General features: G+C 71.8%; 13 protein-coding genes. 2 read left to right on the top strand and 11 right to left on the bottom strand.

Annotated features, from left to right (window positions below; genetic code table 11):
• Nucleotides 1–267: 267 nt before the first annotated feature.
• The 8 genes from O7601_RS13870 to O7601_RS13835 all read right to left on the bottom strand — a co-directional run bounded on the left by O7601_RS13870 (nt 268) and on the right by O7601_RS13835 (nt 10,091).
• Nucleotides 268–1,032 carry a regulatory protein RecX gene (locus O7601_RS13870; protein WP_281566553.1) on the bottom strand — a complete coding sequence of 255 codons (765 nt, stop codon included), beginning with the start codon at nt 1,030–1,032 and terminating at the stop codon, nt 268–270.
• Nucleotides 1,033–1,042: 10 nt separating this feature from the next.
• A complete protein-coding gene (recA, locus tag O7601_RS13865; protein ID WP_281566552.1) occupies nt 1,043–3,400 on the bottom strand; it encodes an intein-containing recombinase RecA in 2,358 nt (785 codons plus the stop codon).
• Between the two features lie 185 nt (nt 3,401–3,585).
• Nucleotides 3,586–3,786: a DUF3046 domain-containing protein gene (locus tag O7601_RS13860; protein ID WP_093410215.1), complete on the bottom strand. Its 201-nt coding sequence runs from the start codon at nt 3,784–3,786 to the stop codon at nt 3,586–3,588.
• A 4-nt stretch (nt 3,787–3,790) separates the two neighbouring features.
• Entirely contained in the window at nt 3,791–5,176 is a 1,386-nt protein-coding gene (locus O7601_RS13855) for an MFS transporter (protein ID WP_281566551.1), read from the bottom strand.
• Nucleotides 5,177–5,243: 67 nt separating this feature from the next.
• Nucleotides 5,244–6,383 carry an acyl-CoA dehydrogenase family protein gene (locus tag O7601_RS13850; RefSeq protein WP_281566550.1) on the bottom strand — a complete coding sequence of 380 codons (1,140 nt, stop codon included), beginning with the start codon at nt 6,381–6,383 and terminating at the stop codon, nt 5,244–5,246.
• Between the two features lie 521 nt (nt 6,384–6,904).
• The gene (locus tag O7601_RS13845) at nt 6,905–7,027 is read right to left on the bottom strand and encodes a hypothetical protein (RefSeq protein ID WP_281566549.1); all 123 of its coding nucleotides are present in this window, start codon (nt 7,025–7,027) and stop codon (nt 6,905–6,907) included.
• Between the two features lie 126 nt (nt 7,028–7,153).
• Nucleotides 7,154–7,867 carry a UdgX family uracil-DNA binding protein gene (locus O7601_RS13840; RefSeq protein ID WP_281566548.1) on the bottom strand — a complete coding sequence of 238 codons (714 nt, stop codon included), beginning with the start codon at nt 7,865–7,867 and terminating at the stop codon, nt 7,154–7,156.
• A gap of 883 nt (nt 7,868–8,750) precedes the next feature.
• Complete coding sequence (locus O7601_RS13835) at nt 8,751–10,091, bottom strand: aminotransferase class I/II-fold pyridoxal phosphate-dependent enzyme (RefSeq protein ID WP_281566547.1); 1,341 nt, start codon at nt 10,089–10,091, stop codon at nt 8,751–8,753.
• A gap of 34 nt (nt 10,092–10,125) precedes the next feature.
• Between O7601_RS13835 and O7601_RS13830 the strand changes: the two genes are divergently transcribed.
• Both O7601_RS13830 and leuE read left to right on the top strand, forming a co-directional pair.
• Entirely contained in the window at nt 10,126–11,358 is a 1,233-nt protein-coding gene (locus O7601_RS13830; RefSeq protein WP_281566546.1) for a bifunctional pyridoxamine 5'-phosphate oxidase family protein/GNAT family N-acetyltransferase, read from the top strand.
• Nucleotides 11,355–12,017: a leucine efflux protein LeuE gene (leuE, locus tag O7601_RS13825; protein WP_281566545.1), complete on the top strand. Its 663-nt coding sequence runs from the start codon at nt 11,355–11,357 to the stop codon at nt 12,015–12,017. The genes O7601_RS13830 and leuE overlap by 4 nt, the downstream gene beginning before the upstream one ends.
• Nucleotides 12,018–12,098: 81 nt before the next feature.
• Here the strand turns inward: leuE and O7601_RS13820 are convergent, their stop codons facing one another.
• From O7601_RS13820 to O7601_RS13810, 3 genes are read right to left on the bottom strand one after another with little or no spacing between them, the layout of a single operon-like run.
• A complete protein-coding gene (locus O7601_RS13820) occupies nt 12,099–13,040 on the bottom strand; it encodes a sporulation protein (protein ID WP_281566544.1) in 942 nt (313 codons plus the stop codon).
• A 9-nt stretch (nt 13,041–13,049) separates the two neighbouring features.
• Nucleotides 13,050–14,117, bottom strand: a complete 1,068-nt coding sequence (locus O7601_RS13815) for a hemolysin family protein (protein WP_281566543.1) — start codon at nt 14,115–14,117, stop codon at nt 13,050–13,052.
• Nucleotides 14,114–15,466, bottom strand: a complete 1,353-nt coding sequence (locus O7601_RS13810) for a hemolysin family protein (RefSeq protein WP_281566542.1) — start codon at nt 15,464–15,466, stop codon at nt 14,114–14,116. The genes O7601_RS13815 and O7601_RS13810 overlap by 4 nt, the downstream gene beginning before the upstream one ends.
• Nucleotides 15,467–15,476 lie beyond the last annotated feature (10 nt).

Below are 15,476 nucleotides of genomic sequence, written 5' to 3'. Positions count from 1 at the left end.
CGAGGCTAGGTCTCAACCGGCCTCCGGTCAAGGACAGATGATCAAACCACCCGGACGGAGAGAAGTTAACTCGTCACCCTCCGCCAATGAACACTCGGACGCCAGCGGGCAAAAAAGACGAACAACCATGCCGAGTTGACTCATCGGAGCTGGTCACGTTGCGGAGGTGATCGTCGCACCCCGCCCGCAGCTTCCGGTAGGGACCCGGGCCGGGATCACGGTTGGTGGACGAACGACAGCGCGAACGCGCGGTCAGCGGTCGCGCGGTCAGCGGTCGATTTCGCCCTCGGCGTCGGCGAGAGCGTCGGCGTCGATCTGCTCGGCGAACTCGGCCGCCTCGGCGCTCTGCGCGGCGATCGCGTCCTTCACCGCCCGGATCGCGACACCGGCCGGGTAGCCCTTGCGGGCCAGCATGCCGACCAGCCGCCGGAACACCGCGTCCGGCTCGCCCCGGGCGGTACGCAGCTTCCGCTCCACCAGGGCGCGGGCGGTCTCCGCCTCGGTGGTCTCGTCCAGCTCGTCCAACGCCTCACTGGCCGTGTCGCCGTCCACGCCGCGCTGACGCAGCTCGTTGGCGAGTGCCCGGCGGGCCAACCCCCGGCCGGCATGCCGGCTGCTCACCCAGGCCCGGGCGAACGCCGCGTCGTCGATGATGCCGACCTCGTCGTACCGGTCGAGGACCTGGTCGGCGGTCTCCTCCGAGATGCCCCGCCGCGCCAGCGCGGTGGCCAGCTCGGCACGGGTACGCGGACGCACCGCGAGCTGTCGCAGGCAGATCTCCCGGGCCACCTCGGCCTCGTCACGCGGCGCGGATGCCGCGTCACCGCGCGCCCAACCGCCGGCCCGTCGAGCGGAACCAGCCCTGCCCGAGGCCGGGGAACCTGGAGCCGACACGTCCGGGGCCGACGGGTCACCCGCGTCGGAGGTGTTGCCGGCGGCGCGGCGGCCTCGGCGGGGTCGTGGTGTGGCGTCACCCGCGCGGGGCGGGCTGGCATCCCAGCCCCGCCCCGTGCGGGCACGTCGTCCTGCCACGGATCGTCGATCAGAAGTCGACCGGCGGCAGCTCCGGGCCACCGGCGGCGTCGCCCGCGCCGACCCCGACGCCGAGCTTCTCCAGGATCTTCTTCTCGATCTCGGCGGCCACGTCCGGGTTCTCCCGGAGGAACTCGCGGGCCTTCTCCTTGCCCTGGCCCAGCTGGTCGCCCTCGTAGGTGTACCAGGCACCGGACTTGCGAATGATCGACTGCTCGACGCCGACGTCGATCAGCGAACCCTCACGGGAGATGCCCTTGCCGTACATGATGTCGAACTCGGCCTGCTTGAACGGGGCAGCGCAGTTGTGTACGACGATGTCGTCAGCGACCAGCGTGTGCAGCTCATCGACCTCGACATCAAAGGTCCTCGTACGCCGCGCGGGCAGGATCTCCTTGACGGTCGAATAGCGCACCTGCTCGGCGAGCAGTTCGCGCAAAAAAGCGTCGTCAAGCGCGTCCGCCAGCAGTTGCAACCGATCCCGCCGGATCTGGTGCAGCCCTAGAACCTGCTTCATGCCACCACGCGAATTGCCGGCCGTCGCGCCGATCAGTTGAGCAGCGAGCACAGCCGTGACGCCCTTACCCGCCAGGTGTGCCAGCACCGACTCGGTGACCGCAGGCGACAGGTAGCCGGCCTGCGAGCCCCGCCGACGCCCTTCCTGGCTGTTGAGCGCCTCGCGAAGGATGATCCCGCGCGGTCCCCACAGCGGAACCGCTTCGGCGAACGCCTCCACGTTGTCGCTGCCGGCCACCCGGACCTCGTAGCACAACCGCTTTGCCTGGATGCGACGCCCCTTGATAAGGCTGGGGCGCTGACCCGTCGGGTCGTAGCGACGAACCGAACTCGTGATGCCGTATCGCAGCAACAACCAGTGGAGTTGGTGGGCCAACTGCTCCGAGGTAGTCGTGTAGCCGACCCGAATGGCACCGGTCTGCTCGATGCTCACCCAGCCGTCGCTTTCGAGTAGACCGAAAAGCAGGTTGCCTGCCACCTCGCGGGAAAGACCCGGATCGAAAAACTCGGCGGGGATGGTCTTCTCCCAGGCCAGCTTGCCGTAGATCCCCGCTTGTCGGCACAACGCCAGCAACTCGTTGCGCTCACCCTGACGGTGGGAGAACGAGATGGCCAACTTGCCGTCATGCTCGTGTGTGTCGCAGCCGAGCCCTGCGGCGATGCGCGCCGCGTCGGCCTTCAGCGACTCCTGGATGTTGATGAACTGCAGCGGGGTCTTCCCACCGACATATCCGTCACCAATCAGGTAGCCGAGCATTCGTGCCTGCTCGGGCGAGTAGGGCTCATGCTCGCCGAAACCCAGGAACTGTCGAGGCTGCGCAACCCGGTCTCCGGCACCCAACTCGCCGGCCACCTTCCAGCCCCGATCGGTCAAGACCTTGTGATCGGGGGTGGCCCAGACCGTGGCACCGCCACGCAGACGTACCCCGATGACATCCTGTTCTCCCTGGTCGAACCAGGAGACGACAGGGCGGGCGTGCAGCATGCCGTCCTTCGCCGCTGCCACCACGGAGACAGGCATCCGCCCGTCGACGATGTCCTCGATCCGGTTGGCGCGGCCGGTGACCGGGTCGAACACCATGGTGCCCTCGGCGAGGCACTTGTTCTTCACGACCTTGACCCGGGTGCGGTTACCGACCACGTCGGTGCCGTCCTTCAGGCTCTCGATGCGCCGCACGTCGAGCCGGACCGAGGCGTAGAACTTCAGCGCCCGACCACCCGTCGTCGTCTCGGGTGATCCAAACATGACGCCGATCTTCTCGCGGAGTTGGTTGATGAAGATCGCGGTGGTGCCGGTGTTGTTGAGCACGCCGGTGATCTTCCGCAGCGCCTGGCTCATCAGCCGGGCCTGGAGACCGACGTGGCTGTCGCCCATCTCGCCCTCGATCTCGGCGCGCGGCACCAGCGCGGCCACCGAGTCGATCACGATGATGTCGATCGCGCCGGAGCGGACCAGCATGTCCGCGATCTCCAGCGCCTGCTCGCCGGTGTCCGGCTGGGAGACCAGCAGGGCGTCGGTGTCGACACCGAGGGCCCTGGCGTACTCCGGGTCGAGCGCGTGCTCGGCGTCGATGAAGGCGGCGATGCCGCCGGCCCGCTGGGCGTTGGCCACCGCGTGCAGGGCGACCGTGGTCTTACCGCTGCTCTCCGGGCCGTACACCTCGACGACCCGGCCACGGGGCAGACCGCCCACGCCGAGCGCCACGTCGAGCGCGATGGAGCCGGTCGGGATGACCGAGGTCTGGATGACCGGTCGCTCCCCCAGCCGCATCACCGAGCCCTTGCCGAACTGCTTGTCGATCTGAGCGAGAGCAAGGTCGAGCGCCTTCTCCCGGTCAGGTCCTGCCGCCATCGTTGCCACCCCTGCCTTCGCCGGCGTCTTTCCTGAGCTTCGCGTCACGCGGGACACGCTAGGCGCTGGGTCCGACAGAAAACCAGCCGACTGGCCGTGGCCTGTGGACGAGCACCCCGCTGTGGACAATAGCCGAACAGGTGTACGACTGGGCAAGAGACACGCGGAAGTAACGAATCGGCTGCTCAGCGTAGCCGGGCGGGGACCCGGTCCGGATAGGCCGCGACCACGGCACGCCACACCACGTGGGTCTCCACGCCGGCCTTGAGCGCCTGCTCGATGGTCCGCCCGCCGAGTTCCGACAACACCTGGTCGCTGGCGATGCTGGCCGCGTACGCCGGACCGAACGCCTCGGCCAGGCGCGCCCAGAAGTCGGTCAGCCGCACGTGATCAGCCCTTCCTGTCCGGTGCGCTCATCGGCACCGCACGCAACGCTAGCGCCAGCAGGGGTGCCACCGCGACCGCGGCGAGCAGGGTCAGCACCGGATAGCCCGCGAGTTGCATGACAAACCCGCTGAGTGCTCCGGCCAGCGCGCCGGCCAGCCCCATGAGCAGGTCGGACAGGCCCTGGGCGCTGGGGCGCACCGCGTCCGGCACCGACTCAGACAGCAGGGTGGAGCCGGCCACCATGGTCGCCGACCAGCCGAGCCCGAGCAGGATGAGCCCGACGGTGAGCCGGGGCGTGTGGTGCCCGGCGGTGCCGGCGACCGCGCAGGCGGCCAGCAGCGTGCCGACCCCACCGAGGATGACCGGGCGCCGGCCGACCCGGTCGGCGAGCCAGCCGACCACCGGCGCGAGCGCGTACATGCCGGCGATGTGCAGGCTCAGCACCAGCCCGACCACCGGCAGCACCTCGTCGACGGCGTAGTAGTCCCGCAGGTGCACCGGGGTCATCGCCATCACCGCCACCATCACCAGGTGGCCCACGGCCACGGCGGACACGCCGAGCCGGGCGGCCGGTCGGGCGCGTACCACCGACCAGGCGGCGCGCATGCCCACGCCGCGCCGGGCCGGCGGCGCCGGTGCCGGGACCGGGCCGGCCGGGGCGAGCGCGGACGCCGCCTGGGCCGGCTCGGCCGGTGCCGGTGGCGGACCGGGCGGGGTCGGCTCGGACGCGCCGGCCCGGGCCGCCGCGAGCCGGCGCGCGGTGAGCAGCGGGTCGGGCCGCAACCACAGCAGCAGTACGCCGGCGGCGAGCACGAACGCGACGGCGCTGAACGCGAACGGGCCGGACAGCGCCGGCAGCCCCCAGCCGCTGGTGGTGCGGTCGGCGAGGGCGGCGAAGTTCGGGGCGGCCACCGCGCCGATGGTGGTGGCCCAGACGATAAGTGACAGTTGCCGGGCGCGACGGTCCGGTTCGGCGAGGTCGACCGCGGCGTAGCGGGCCTGGAGGTTGGCGGCGGCACCGCCGCCGAACAGGAGCATGCCGAGGAAGAGCAGCGGAACCGACCGGGTCGCCGCGGCGAGCACGACGAGCACCCCGCCCAGCGCCCCGACCAGGTACGCGACGGCCAGGCCGGGGCGGCGGCCGTACCCGGTGATGATCCGGGTGACCGGCACGGCGAGCAGGGCCGCGCCGACCACGGCGGCGCTCTGTGCCAGGCCGGCCACGGCGGTGCCGGCGATCTCGGCGGCGAGCAGGGCGCCGACGGAGATGCCGATGGTCACCCCGATGCCGCCGACGATCTGGGTGGTGAAGAGCAGCCGCAGGGTACGCCGCTGGATCGGCGCGACGTCCGGGTGCGCCGTCGGCGTGGTGGTCAGGTCAGTGGCCAACGGGAGGCTCCTTGGCAAGGGGTGACCATCCTTTCGCACCCGACCGACAGTCGGCAGCCCGGTTTCGTCACAACCCCAGGCCGCGACCGATGATCTCCTTCATGATCTCCGTGGTGCCGCCGTAGATGGTCTGCACCCGGCTGTCCAGCCAGGCCCGCGCGACCGGGTACTCCGCCATGAAGCCGTAGCCGCCGTGCAACTGCACGCATCGGTCGGCGACCCGGTTCTGCAGCTCCGTGGTCCACCACTTGGCCTTGGCCGCGTCGGTCACCGAGAGCCGGCCGGCGTTGAACTCGGCCACGCAGTGGTTGACGAAGGTCCGCGCGATGGTGACCTCGGTGTCCAGTTCGGCGAGGAGGAACCGGTTGTGCTGGAACCTCCCGATCGGTCGGCCGAACGCCTCCCGGGTTCGCGCGTGGTCGAGGGTGAGGGCGAGCAGTCGTTCCGCGGCGGCGACCGCGGCGACGGCGATGCTGAGCCGTTCCCGGGGCAGGTTGGCCATCAGGTGGTAGAAGCCGTGGTTCTCGGTGCCGATGAGGTTGGCGGCCGGCACCCGACAGTCGTCGAAGAAGAGTTCGGCGGTGTCGTTGGCCTTCAACCCGACCTTGGCCAGCCGGCTACCCCGGGTGAAGCCGGCCGTTCCGGTCTCCACCGCGATCAGGCTCACGCCGTGGGCGCCCTCGTCGGCGGTACGGGCCACCACGATCACCAGGTCGGCCAGCTCACCGTTGGTGATGAACGTCTTCTGCCCGTTGAGCAGGTAGCTCTCCCCGTCGCGGACGGCGGTGGTGCGTACGCCGGCCAGGTCGGAGCCGGCACCGGGCTCGCTCATCGCGATGGCGGTGACAAGGTCGCCGGAGCAGAATCGGGGCAGCCAGCGCTGGCGCTGCTCCTCGGCGGTCAGCTCGGTGAGGTACGGCGCGACCACGTCGTTGTGCAGGCCGAAGCCGAGCCCCGAGCAGCCCGAGTTGACGATCTCCTCGACCAGGACCGCGTTGTACCGGAAGTCCCGCTGCCCGCCGCCGCCGTACTCGGGGTTGACGTCCATCCCGAGCAGCCCGGTGGCACCGGCCTTCCGCCACACCTCGCGGTCGACGATGCCGTCGGCCTCCCAGCGGTCGTGGTGCGGCACGGCCTCGCGGTCCAGGAACCGCCGACACAGGTCACGGAACTCGTCGTGGTCGGACTCGTAGAGGTGCTGCTGCATGGCGGCAAGTGTGGCACCACTCACCTGGGCAGCCCAGCGGCCTCCTCCGGTCGCTGCGGGCCTGCCGGGGTCGGGCGGGTGGTGATCGCCGTTCAACCGTCGGCCGAGGCGGCCCGCCCCGACCAGAACCCAGCCGGCCCAGCCGCCGTACGAACAGGGCCCACATCACCGGCCAGGACAGCTCCACACCACCGTGCCAGCTGAGCAGGATCAGCCCCGCGAGCAGCGGCAGGCCCGCGACGAGCGCGAGCACCGCGCCCCGGACGCGCCAGCGGAGGTACGCCGGCAGTTCGACGCAGAGGCTCCTTCTCGGGTGGTTCACCGGCCCGTAGGGCGCGGGCCAGGGCCCGCTCGTCCGCGCGACGCCGGGCACGCTCGTGCTGACGTCGGATCACGTCCGGCACCGGTCCGGCACCGGACCACGTCGGCTGCCTCGCGCGCGACTGTGGCTGGACCGACAACCAGAGCCAGACGGGCAACTGGAACAGGACGAACATGGCACCGCCTCGGTCCAGGAGTCGTCAAATGCGGAACAGCAGCCGGAACCCGACGGCGAGCGGAGTCAGGGCTGCCCACAGCACCACCGGCCGCAGAATCGGCGGGACGCGACGGAACGCCACTGGTCCGGTCCGATCACCTGCCATTTGCTGGTTCTACCCCGCCGGCAGCGAGCCAGGCGACCTGGGCCGGGTCCAGCGACGGGCCGCGGACCCGACGGCGGCGGCCGACGACCAGCCCGGTCCGTCGCGGCCAATCTCCACTGGGGACGGTCAGCAGCCGGGGCGGCCGGTCAGCGCGCGGGAGACGACGGTGAGGTCGGCGACCAGTCCGTCGTACGCCACGTCCTGGTTGTCGGCCCGGAGCACGGCGGACGGGTGGATGGTGGCCAGCAGTTGGGCCGGTGGTGCGTCGGCGGTGTGGCCGGTGTTGTCGACCGGTACCTGGTGGAAGTCCTGCGGGTGTTGGGCGGCGGCCGGCCAGGGCAGCAGTTCGCCGCGCTGACGGGTGACCCGGAACGTCGGGCCGAGCAGCGCTTTCGCGGCGGTCGCTCCGAGTACCACGATCACCTCGGGGGTCAGCTGGGCGAACTCGGCGACCAACCAGGGCCGGCAGGCGGTGATGTGCACCCGGTCGGGGGTCTGGTGGATCCGGCGTTTTCCGCGTAGCTCGAAGCGGAAGTGCTTGACGGCGTTGGTGAGGTAGATGTGGGCCGGGTCCAGCTTGGCGTCGTCGACCGCCTTGCGTAGCAGCCGGCCGGCGGGGCCCACAAAGGGCAGCCCCTTCTGATCCTCCATGTCGCCGGGCTGCTCGCCGACGAAGACCACCCTGGCGCTGGCGTCGCCCCGACCGAAGACGGTCTGCGACGCGTCCCGGTACAGCTCGCAGCCTCGGCAGCCGGTGGCGGCCGCCCGCAGGTCGTCGAGGGTGTCGGCCTGTGGCGGAATGAACCGCTGTGCGCCGGGCGCGGTGTCGGTGTCGGCCATGGCGACTGTTCTACCCGCTGTGGCGCGGCCCACGCGAGCAGAAGAGCGGGTTGGTATCAACTTCCGCCTCCCGCGTCCGGGATCGAGCACCCCCGGGGCCGCAGCCCAGGTCCACCCGCCCCACCCAGCCCAAGACGCCAACCCACGTCCGCCAGCCCAGGCCAGCCGGGACGCCGACCCACGTCGGCCAACCCAGCACGCCAACCCATGTCCGCCAACCCAGGCCAACCCAGCACGCCAACCCATGTCCGCCAACCCAGGCCAACCCAGCACGCCGACCCGTGTCCGCCAACCCAGGCCAACCCAGCACGCCGACCCGTGTCCGCCAGCCCAGGCCAGCCCAGGCCGCCAGCCCAGGCCGCCAGCCCAGGCCGCCAGCCCAGGCCGCCGGCCCCGGCTAGCCCAGCACGCCAACCCCCGTCCGCCGGCCCAGGATGCCGGCCGTGCCGGCCCGACATACCGCACCTTGGGGTATCCGCTGGACGGGAGAGCCCGAGATGCCGCAAGCTGTGCCGCCACAACTGCTGAGGCCCACCTCCTACCGCAGACCCACGCCGCATCAACAACATCGGCGACGTCGCCGGCCCCGGGCCCCGCCTCAGGCTGCAACATCAGGGATGTTGCTGCTTCGAACCCGCCTCAGGCTGCAAAAACAGGGATGTTGCAGCGTCGGCGGCGGTGTTGGGTTGCAGCGGCGTCGGCGTTGCAGCGGCGCTGGCCTGGCAGCGGCGCTGGCCTGGCAGCGGCGCCGGCGTTGGGTGGCACCGTCGGCCTGGCAGCGGCGCCGGCCTTGCGGCGGCGTGGGGTGCACCGTCGGCGGCGTCGCGGCGTTGGCGGCGGCCGTGTGCGGGGGCCGAGGGTGGTGTGGGGGTACGGGGGTGGGTCAGGCGGTGAAGCCCGGTGACGGGGTGGGGCGGACGGCACGGGCGACCGCGTCGGCGAACGCGGGGATCTCCTCCTCGTTCAGGTCGCTGACGGTGATGCGCAGCCCCGGCGGGCCGGCGATCCGGTAGAGCGCGCCCGGTGCGACCGCCCAGCCGTGGTCGCGCAGGGCGGTCAATGCGCTGGTCTCGTCGTCCACCGGCACCCAGACGTTGATGCCGGTGCGGCCGTGGGCGGGCAGGTCACGGTCGGCGAGGGCGGCGATCAGGGCGTGGCGTCGTCGTTCGTAGCTCCCGGCGGCCCGGTCGACCAGGGCGGTCACCTCCGGATCCTCCCAGAGTGAGAGCACCAGCCGTTGCAGCACGGTGGAGACCCAACCGGTGCCGACCCGGGTCCGGCCGGCCACCCGCGCCACCGTGGTCTCGTCGCCGGCCAGCACCGCCAGGCGCAGGTCGGGGCCGAAGGGTTTGCTGACCGAGCGGAGGAAGGCCCAGTGGGTGGTCGCCCCGGCCAGCGGGTGCAGCGGTACGCGAGCCAACTCGGCGGCGTGGTCGTCCTCGATCAATAGCAGGTCGGCCCGGCCGGCGAGTAGGGCGCGCAGGGCGCCGGCCCGGTCGGCGGAGATCGCCGCGCCGGTGGGGTTCTGGGCCCGGCTGGTGAGGATGAGCGCTCGCGCTCCGGCGGCCAGTGCCGCGGTGACTCCGGCGACGATCGGCCCGTCGTCGTCGATGGGCATGCCGATCGGCCGTAGCCCGAGCGCGGCCAGCAGGTCGAGCAGGCCGGTCCAGCCGGGGTCCTCCACGGCTACCGCGTCGCCGTGCCGCAGGTGTGCGCCGAGCAGGCGTTCGATGCCGTCCAGCGCGCCGCCGGTGAGGGTCAGCCCGGGGGCCGGCACCCCGTCGGCGGCCAGCCGCGTCCCGGCCACCTCGGTCATCTCGGGCAGTACGCCGAGGTCGGGGTAGCCGACCGGGTCGCCGACGGCATCGGCCAGGTCAGCCAGGTGTCGACGCAGCGGCGGCAGCAGCCGTCGGTCGGGTTCGCCTCGGGACAGGTCGCGCAGCCCGGGCGCGGGCGGTGGGCGCAGCGCGGCTCGGCGGGCGGCGACCGGTGGTCGGGGGCGTACCCGGGTGCCATGCCGGCCGGCGGTGACGACGAGCCCGCGACGGCGCAGTTCGGCGTAGGCGCGGGACACGGTGGCCGGGCTGACGGCCAGGTCGGCGGCGAGCGTGCGGACCGGTGGCAGTGGGTCGCCGGGTGCGAGGGCGGCGTCGCGGATGCCGGACTCGATGCTGGCCGAAATGTCGACGGCCGTCACACCGGTCACCTGATAGCGTGCTGACACAAACACAGTATTGTACTAGAACAAAGGTGGAAGCATGTACCCGCAGACCACCCGCACCACCGCCAGCCGCTCCCGGGACCGGATGAGTTACGACCGCACCGCCACCCACGCCGTGCTCGACGAGGCGTACCACTGCGTGCTCGGGTTCACCGCGGACGGTGAGCCCCGCGTGCTGCCCACGCTGCACGTACGCATCGGCGACACGCTCTACCTGCACGGCTCCACCGGCAGCCGGCCACTGCTCGCCGCCCGCGCCGGCCTGCCGGTCTGCGTCGCGGTCACCCTCCTCGACGGACTGGTCTACGGCCGCTCCCAGTTCCACCACAGCGCCAACTACCGGTCGGTCGTCGCGCACGGCACCGCTCACCTGGTCACCGACCCGGGCGAGCGGGCCGACGTACTGACCGCCCTGGTGGAGAAGGTCGGCACCGGCCGCGCGGCGGACAGTCGCCCGCCGAACCGACGGGAACTTGCCGAGACCGCAGTGCTGGCGCTGCCGCTGACTGAGGTGTCACTACGCACCCGCACCGGCGGGGTACGCGACGAGCCGTCCGATCTCGACCTGGCGCACTGGGCCGGGGTGGTGCCGCTGCGGCTGATCCCCGGCCTGCCGGAGCCGGCCGCCGGGGTCACCGCACCGTTGCCGGGGTACCTGCGTCCGCACCGCTCGCCCTGGTACGAGCCGGCGACGCTGCGCGGCGCACACGTTCTGCTGGAGCCGCTCGACCTAGCGCACACCGACGAGTTGTACGCCGCCACCGCCGACGCCGAGGTCTGGCAGCACCTCACCCGACCGCTGCCGACCGAGCCGGGACAGCTACGTGAGATGATCATCGAGGCCCTCACCGACAGTCACCGGGTCGCCTGGGTGCAACGCTGCGCGGTCACCGGCGCGGTGGTCGGCACCACCTCCTACTACGAGATCGACCCGGAGCGTCGGTCGGTGGCGATCGGGCACACCATGCTCGGCCGGCCGTGGTGGCGCACCGGAATCAACACCGAGGCGAAACTGCTGCTGCTCACCCGCGCCTTCGACGAGCTGGGTGCGGTGCGGGTGGTCTGGCACACCGACATCCGCAACGAGCGTTCGCAGCGCGGCATCGAGCGGCTCGGGGCGACCCGGGAGGGGGTGCTGCGGATGCACCGGTTGCGGCCCGACGGCTCGTGGCGGGACACCGTGCAGTATTCGATGACCGTCGACGAGTGGCCGAAAGCACAGGTCAGCCTGCGGGAAAGGCTTCGCCCACGACCGGTGTCGGCCCGATGATGTCGGGCGTGCTGGGAATCACCGACCTCTGGACGTACGTGCTGGGCACCGTGGCCATCGTGCTGCTGCCCGGCCCCAACTCGCTGTTCGTCCTCTCCACCGCCGCACGGCGCGGCGTCGGCGTCGGCTATCGGGCGGCGAGCGGCGTCTGGGTCGGTGACGCGATCCTCATGTTCCTCTCCGCCGCCGGAGTGGCCTCGCTGCTCAAGGCGTACCCTCCGGTCTTCCTCGTGATCAAGTACGCGGGCGCCGCGTACCTGGGCTATGTGGGGTTGACCATGCTGCGCGGCGCGTGGCGGCGCTGGCGGGACCGCAACGACCCGGCCACCCCGCGGCTGATCGACGCCGCGGAGCCGGCGGCGACGCGCAGTCCGTTCCGTAAGGCGCTGGTGATCAGCCTGCTCAACCCGAAGGCGATCCTGTTCTTCGTCTCGTTCTTCATCCAGTTCGTCGACCCGACCTATCCCTGGCCGGCGCTGTCGTTCCTGTTGCTCGGGCTGATCGCCCAGGTGACCAGCGCGCTCTACCTGACCGCGCTGATCTTCGCGGGCACGTTCCTGGCTGCCCAGTTCAGCCGGCGCCGCCGGCTGGCGGTCGGCGCGACAAGCGCCGTGGGCGCTCTCTTCCTCGGCTTCGGCCTCAAGCTCGCCCAGGGCTGACAAGACACACGGGAAGCGCTCCCGGCAGCTGTGCCGTTGCGGTGCCGCCGCGAACGGCATCAGGCGGCCGTGCGGACGGCGTCAGATGCCGCCACCACCGCCACCGCCACCGCCCTCGCCGCCACCGACACCGGCGCCTCCCGCGTCGCCACCGGGCCTCGGGCTGGAGGGTGGTGGCCGGACCGGTGGGCGGCTGACGTGGGCCGACTCGGTGATGCTGGCCGACCAGTCGGCATGGGCCGCCGCGGCGGCGTGCCGGTTGATGGTCTCGCGCAGCCAGGCGTCCACGGTGCTCACCCAGTCCCGCTGGTCGGCGTCGGCGTGCCAGATCCGGAACCGGCTGATGCTGGTGTGGGTGATCCCGGCCAACGCCAGCCGCCGGTCACACCAGAGGATCACCTCCAGGCCGGCGGAGTTGGCCACGAAGATCACCTCCAGTTCGGTGATCGGCCCGGCGTACAGCGGACCGACCCAGAAACCCCACCGCTGGTGCAGCGGCAGAGCCTGCTCCACGCCGGGCAACCGGCCGTCGAGCAGGCCGGACTGGCGGACGTTGAAACCAAGCGTGTCCAGGGCGGCCAGGATGTGCTGCTGGGTCGGCAGCGGGTGGACGAAGACCGGCACCATCGCGCCCTGGTCCAGGGTGGTGTCGATCGCCACCTCGGTACGCAGTCCCATCCGCAGGCTGAGCAGCGGCACCCCGCCCAGCGTGGTCACCGGCGTCTCCCACGGGATCGGGAACTCGAAGGGGATCGACCGGGCCCGCCCGGCCCGCAGCACCAGGGCGCCGGCCACCTGGGCGTGGTGGAACTGCACCAGCCGGCGGGGAGCCTCCGGGTCGTCCGGCTCGACCGTGCTGACCAGGCCGAGCCGGACGTGCAGGACCGGTACGTCGACGGAACCGGCGATCAGGTTCACCCGCCCCGGCAGGCGCAGGCCGGGGCGGGTGCTCGGATTGGCCAGCGCGGTCTGCACCGTCAGGCCGGTTCCGCCCGATTCCGGTGACACCCCCGTCAGCCGCACCCGTGGCTCCTATCTCAGCCGGCGTACCGAGCGCGGGATCGGATCGGTCTCGTCGTCGAACTCCCCGATGACCTCCTCCAGCAGGTCCTCCAGAGCGACGAAGCCGACCGGCCGGGTGGGACCACCGCCGTTGCGGACCAGGGCGAGCTGCGACTGGCGGGCCCGCATCACGGCTACCGCCTCGGTAACCGTGGCGTTGTCGGGCAGCGTGATGGCCTCGTTCATCAGGTCGGCCGCGGTGGCGTCGGGTCGGCCGGCGGTGGCCCGCACCGCCTCCCGTACGTGCACCAGACCGCAGACGTCACCGGCGGCGTCCAGCACCGCCAGCCGTGACCGGCCGCTGTCCCGGCTGACCTGCTCGATGTGGCCCGCCGAATCGTCCCGGCGCACGGTCACCATCCGGTCGAACGGCTCCATCACCTGGGCGACCGTCGTGCCCTGCAACTCCAGCATGCTGGTGAGCAGCTCGTGCTGGGCGGCGCCGAGCAGCCCGTGTTCCCGGGACTGTTCCAACAGCATCCGCAGCTCGTCGGGGCCGTGCACCTGGGCCAACTGGTCCTGCGGGTTCACCTTCACCAGCCGCAGCATGGCGTTGGCCACCGCGTTGAGCACCGACAGCACCGGGCGGGCCACCCGGGCGAAGGCCCGGAACGGCAGGGCCAGCAGCAACGCGGAGCGTTCCGGGTGGGTGATCGCCCAGGACTTCGGTGCCATCTCGCCGACCACCAGGTGCAGGAAGGTGACCAGGCTCAGCGCGAAGATCAGCGCGATCACGTGGCTGGCGCCGTAGGGCAGACCGACGGCGTGCAGCAGCGGACTGAGCAACCGCTCGATCGCCGGCTCGGCCAGCGCGCCGAGGCCCAGCGTGCACAGGGTGATGCCGAGCTGCGCACCGGCCAGCATCAGGGACAGCTCGCGTACGCCGTCGAGGGCGGCCCGGGCGGCTCGGGTGCCGCTGGCGGCCGCCTGTTCCAGGCGGTACCGCTTGCTCGCCACCAGGGCGAACTCGGCGGCGACGAAGAAGCCGTTGAGCGCCAGCAGGACCACCGAGATGATCAGCGCGAAACCGGTGCTCATGCCGTCACCTCCGCAGGCCCGTCGCTGACCTGGAGGCGGACCGAGTCGGCCACGTGCCGGTCGACCGCGAGCACCTCGACCAGGGCGCGCGGTGGCACCTGCCCGTTGTCGCCGTCGGCCGGCAGGCTGATCTCCAGTCGGTCACCGACCTCAGGCACCCGGCCCAGCTCCCGCATGACCAACCCGGAGATGGTGTCGTACTCGGGGCCCTCGGGCAGGGCGATGCCGGTGCTGTCGGCGACCTCGTCGATACGCCAGCGGGCGGGTACCACCCAGGAGCCGTCCTCCTGCCGCGCCGGGGCCCGCTCCGGCGGGTCGTCCTCGTCGCGGATCGGGCCGACCAGTTCCTCGGCGATGTCCTCCAGCGTGATGACGCCCGCGAAGCCGCCGTACTCGTCGACCACGCAGGCGAGCTGGCGGTGCCCGGACCGGAGCCGGTCCAGCACGGTGGGCAGCGGCAGCGTCTCGGGCACCAGCAGCGGCGGTACGGCCACCGCGCTGACCGGGGTGGTGGCGCGCTCGGCCGGCGGTACCTGGAGCACATCGGCGATGCCGATCACGCCGACCAGGTCGTCGACCCCTTCCGCGCCGCGCACCGGGAAGCGGGAGCGGCCGGTGTCGAGCAGCTCGACCACCCGGCTGACCGGCTCGTGCGCGCGCACGGTGTGTACGTCGACCCGGGGCACCATCGCCTCACCGGCGGTCAACTGCCGAAAGTCGAGCCCTCGGTCCAGCAGCTCCGACATGTCGGCGTCAAGGTGCCCCTCCAGCCGGGACTCGGCGATGATCTGTTCCAGGTCCTCCGGGGTGGCGCCGCTGGGCAGCTCCTCGATCGGCTCGATGCCGACCCGGCGCAGCAGCCGCACCGCAGACTTGTCGAAGAGCTTGATCAGCGGGCCGGCGATGGCCAGGTAGACCAGGGTTGAGCGGGCCAGCGCCCGGGCGACCGGCTCGGGTCGGGCGATGGCCAGGTTCTTCGGGGCCAGCTCGCCCACGACCATCTGCACCACGGTGGCGATGACCAGGGCCAGCGCGACCGACAACGGCAGGCTGACGCCGGTGGAGACGCCGGCCACGCCGAGCAGCTCGGCCAGGCCGGCACCGAGGTAGGGCTCGGCGACGTAACCGACCAGCAGGGCGGTGACGGTGATGCCGAGCTGCGCGCCGGAGAGCATGAACGACAGCCGCCCGGCGACCTCAAGGGCCCGGGCGGACGCCTGGTCACCCTCGGCGGCGGCTTGCTTCAGCTTGCCGCGGTCGACCGCGACGTAGCCGAACTCCTGCGCGACGAAGTACCCCGTCGCGACGGTCAAGACAACGATCAGAAGAAGTCCGACGAAGATCAACACGGGAGTTTCA

Source organism: Verrucosispora sp. WMMD573 (assembly GCF_027497175.1).
Taxonomy (GTDB): Bacteria; Actinomycetota; Actinomycetes; order Mycobacteriales; family Micromonosporaceae; genus Micromonospora.
This window is presented reverse-complemented; position numbering and strand designations above follow the sequence as displayed.

Excerpts from the sequence above, each read along its gene's own strand:
- O7601_RS13830 (WP_281566546.1), top strand. The coding sequence starts at position 10,126 with ATGTACCCGCAGACCACCCGCACCACCGCCAGCCGCTCCCGGGACCGG.
- O7601_RS13815 (WP_281566543.1), bottom strand. The coding sequence starts at position 14,117 with ATGAGCACCGGTTTCGCGCTGATCATCTCGGTGGTCCTGCTGGCGCTC.
- O7601_RS13850 (WP_281566550.1), bottom strand. The coding sequence starts at position 6,383 with ATGCAGCAGCACCTCTACGAGTCCGACCACGACGAGTTCCGTGACCTG.
- recA (WP_281566552.1), bottom strand. The coding sequence starts at position 3,400 with ATGGCGGCAGGACCTGACCGGGAGAAGGCGCTCGACCTTGCTCTCGCT.
- O7601_RS13845 (WP_281566549.1), bottom strand. The coding sequence starts at position 7,027 with ATGGCAGGTGATCGGACCGGACCAGTGGCGTTCCGTCGCGTCCCGCCG.
- leuE (WP_281566545.1), top strand. The coding sequence starts at position 11,355 with ATGATGTCGGGCGTGCTGGGAATCACCGACCTCTGGACGTACGTGCTG.
- O7601_RS13840 (WP_281566548.1), bottom strand. The coding sequence starts at position 7,867 with ATGGCCGACACCGACACCGCGCCCGGCGCACAGCGGTTCATTCCGCCA.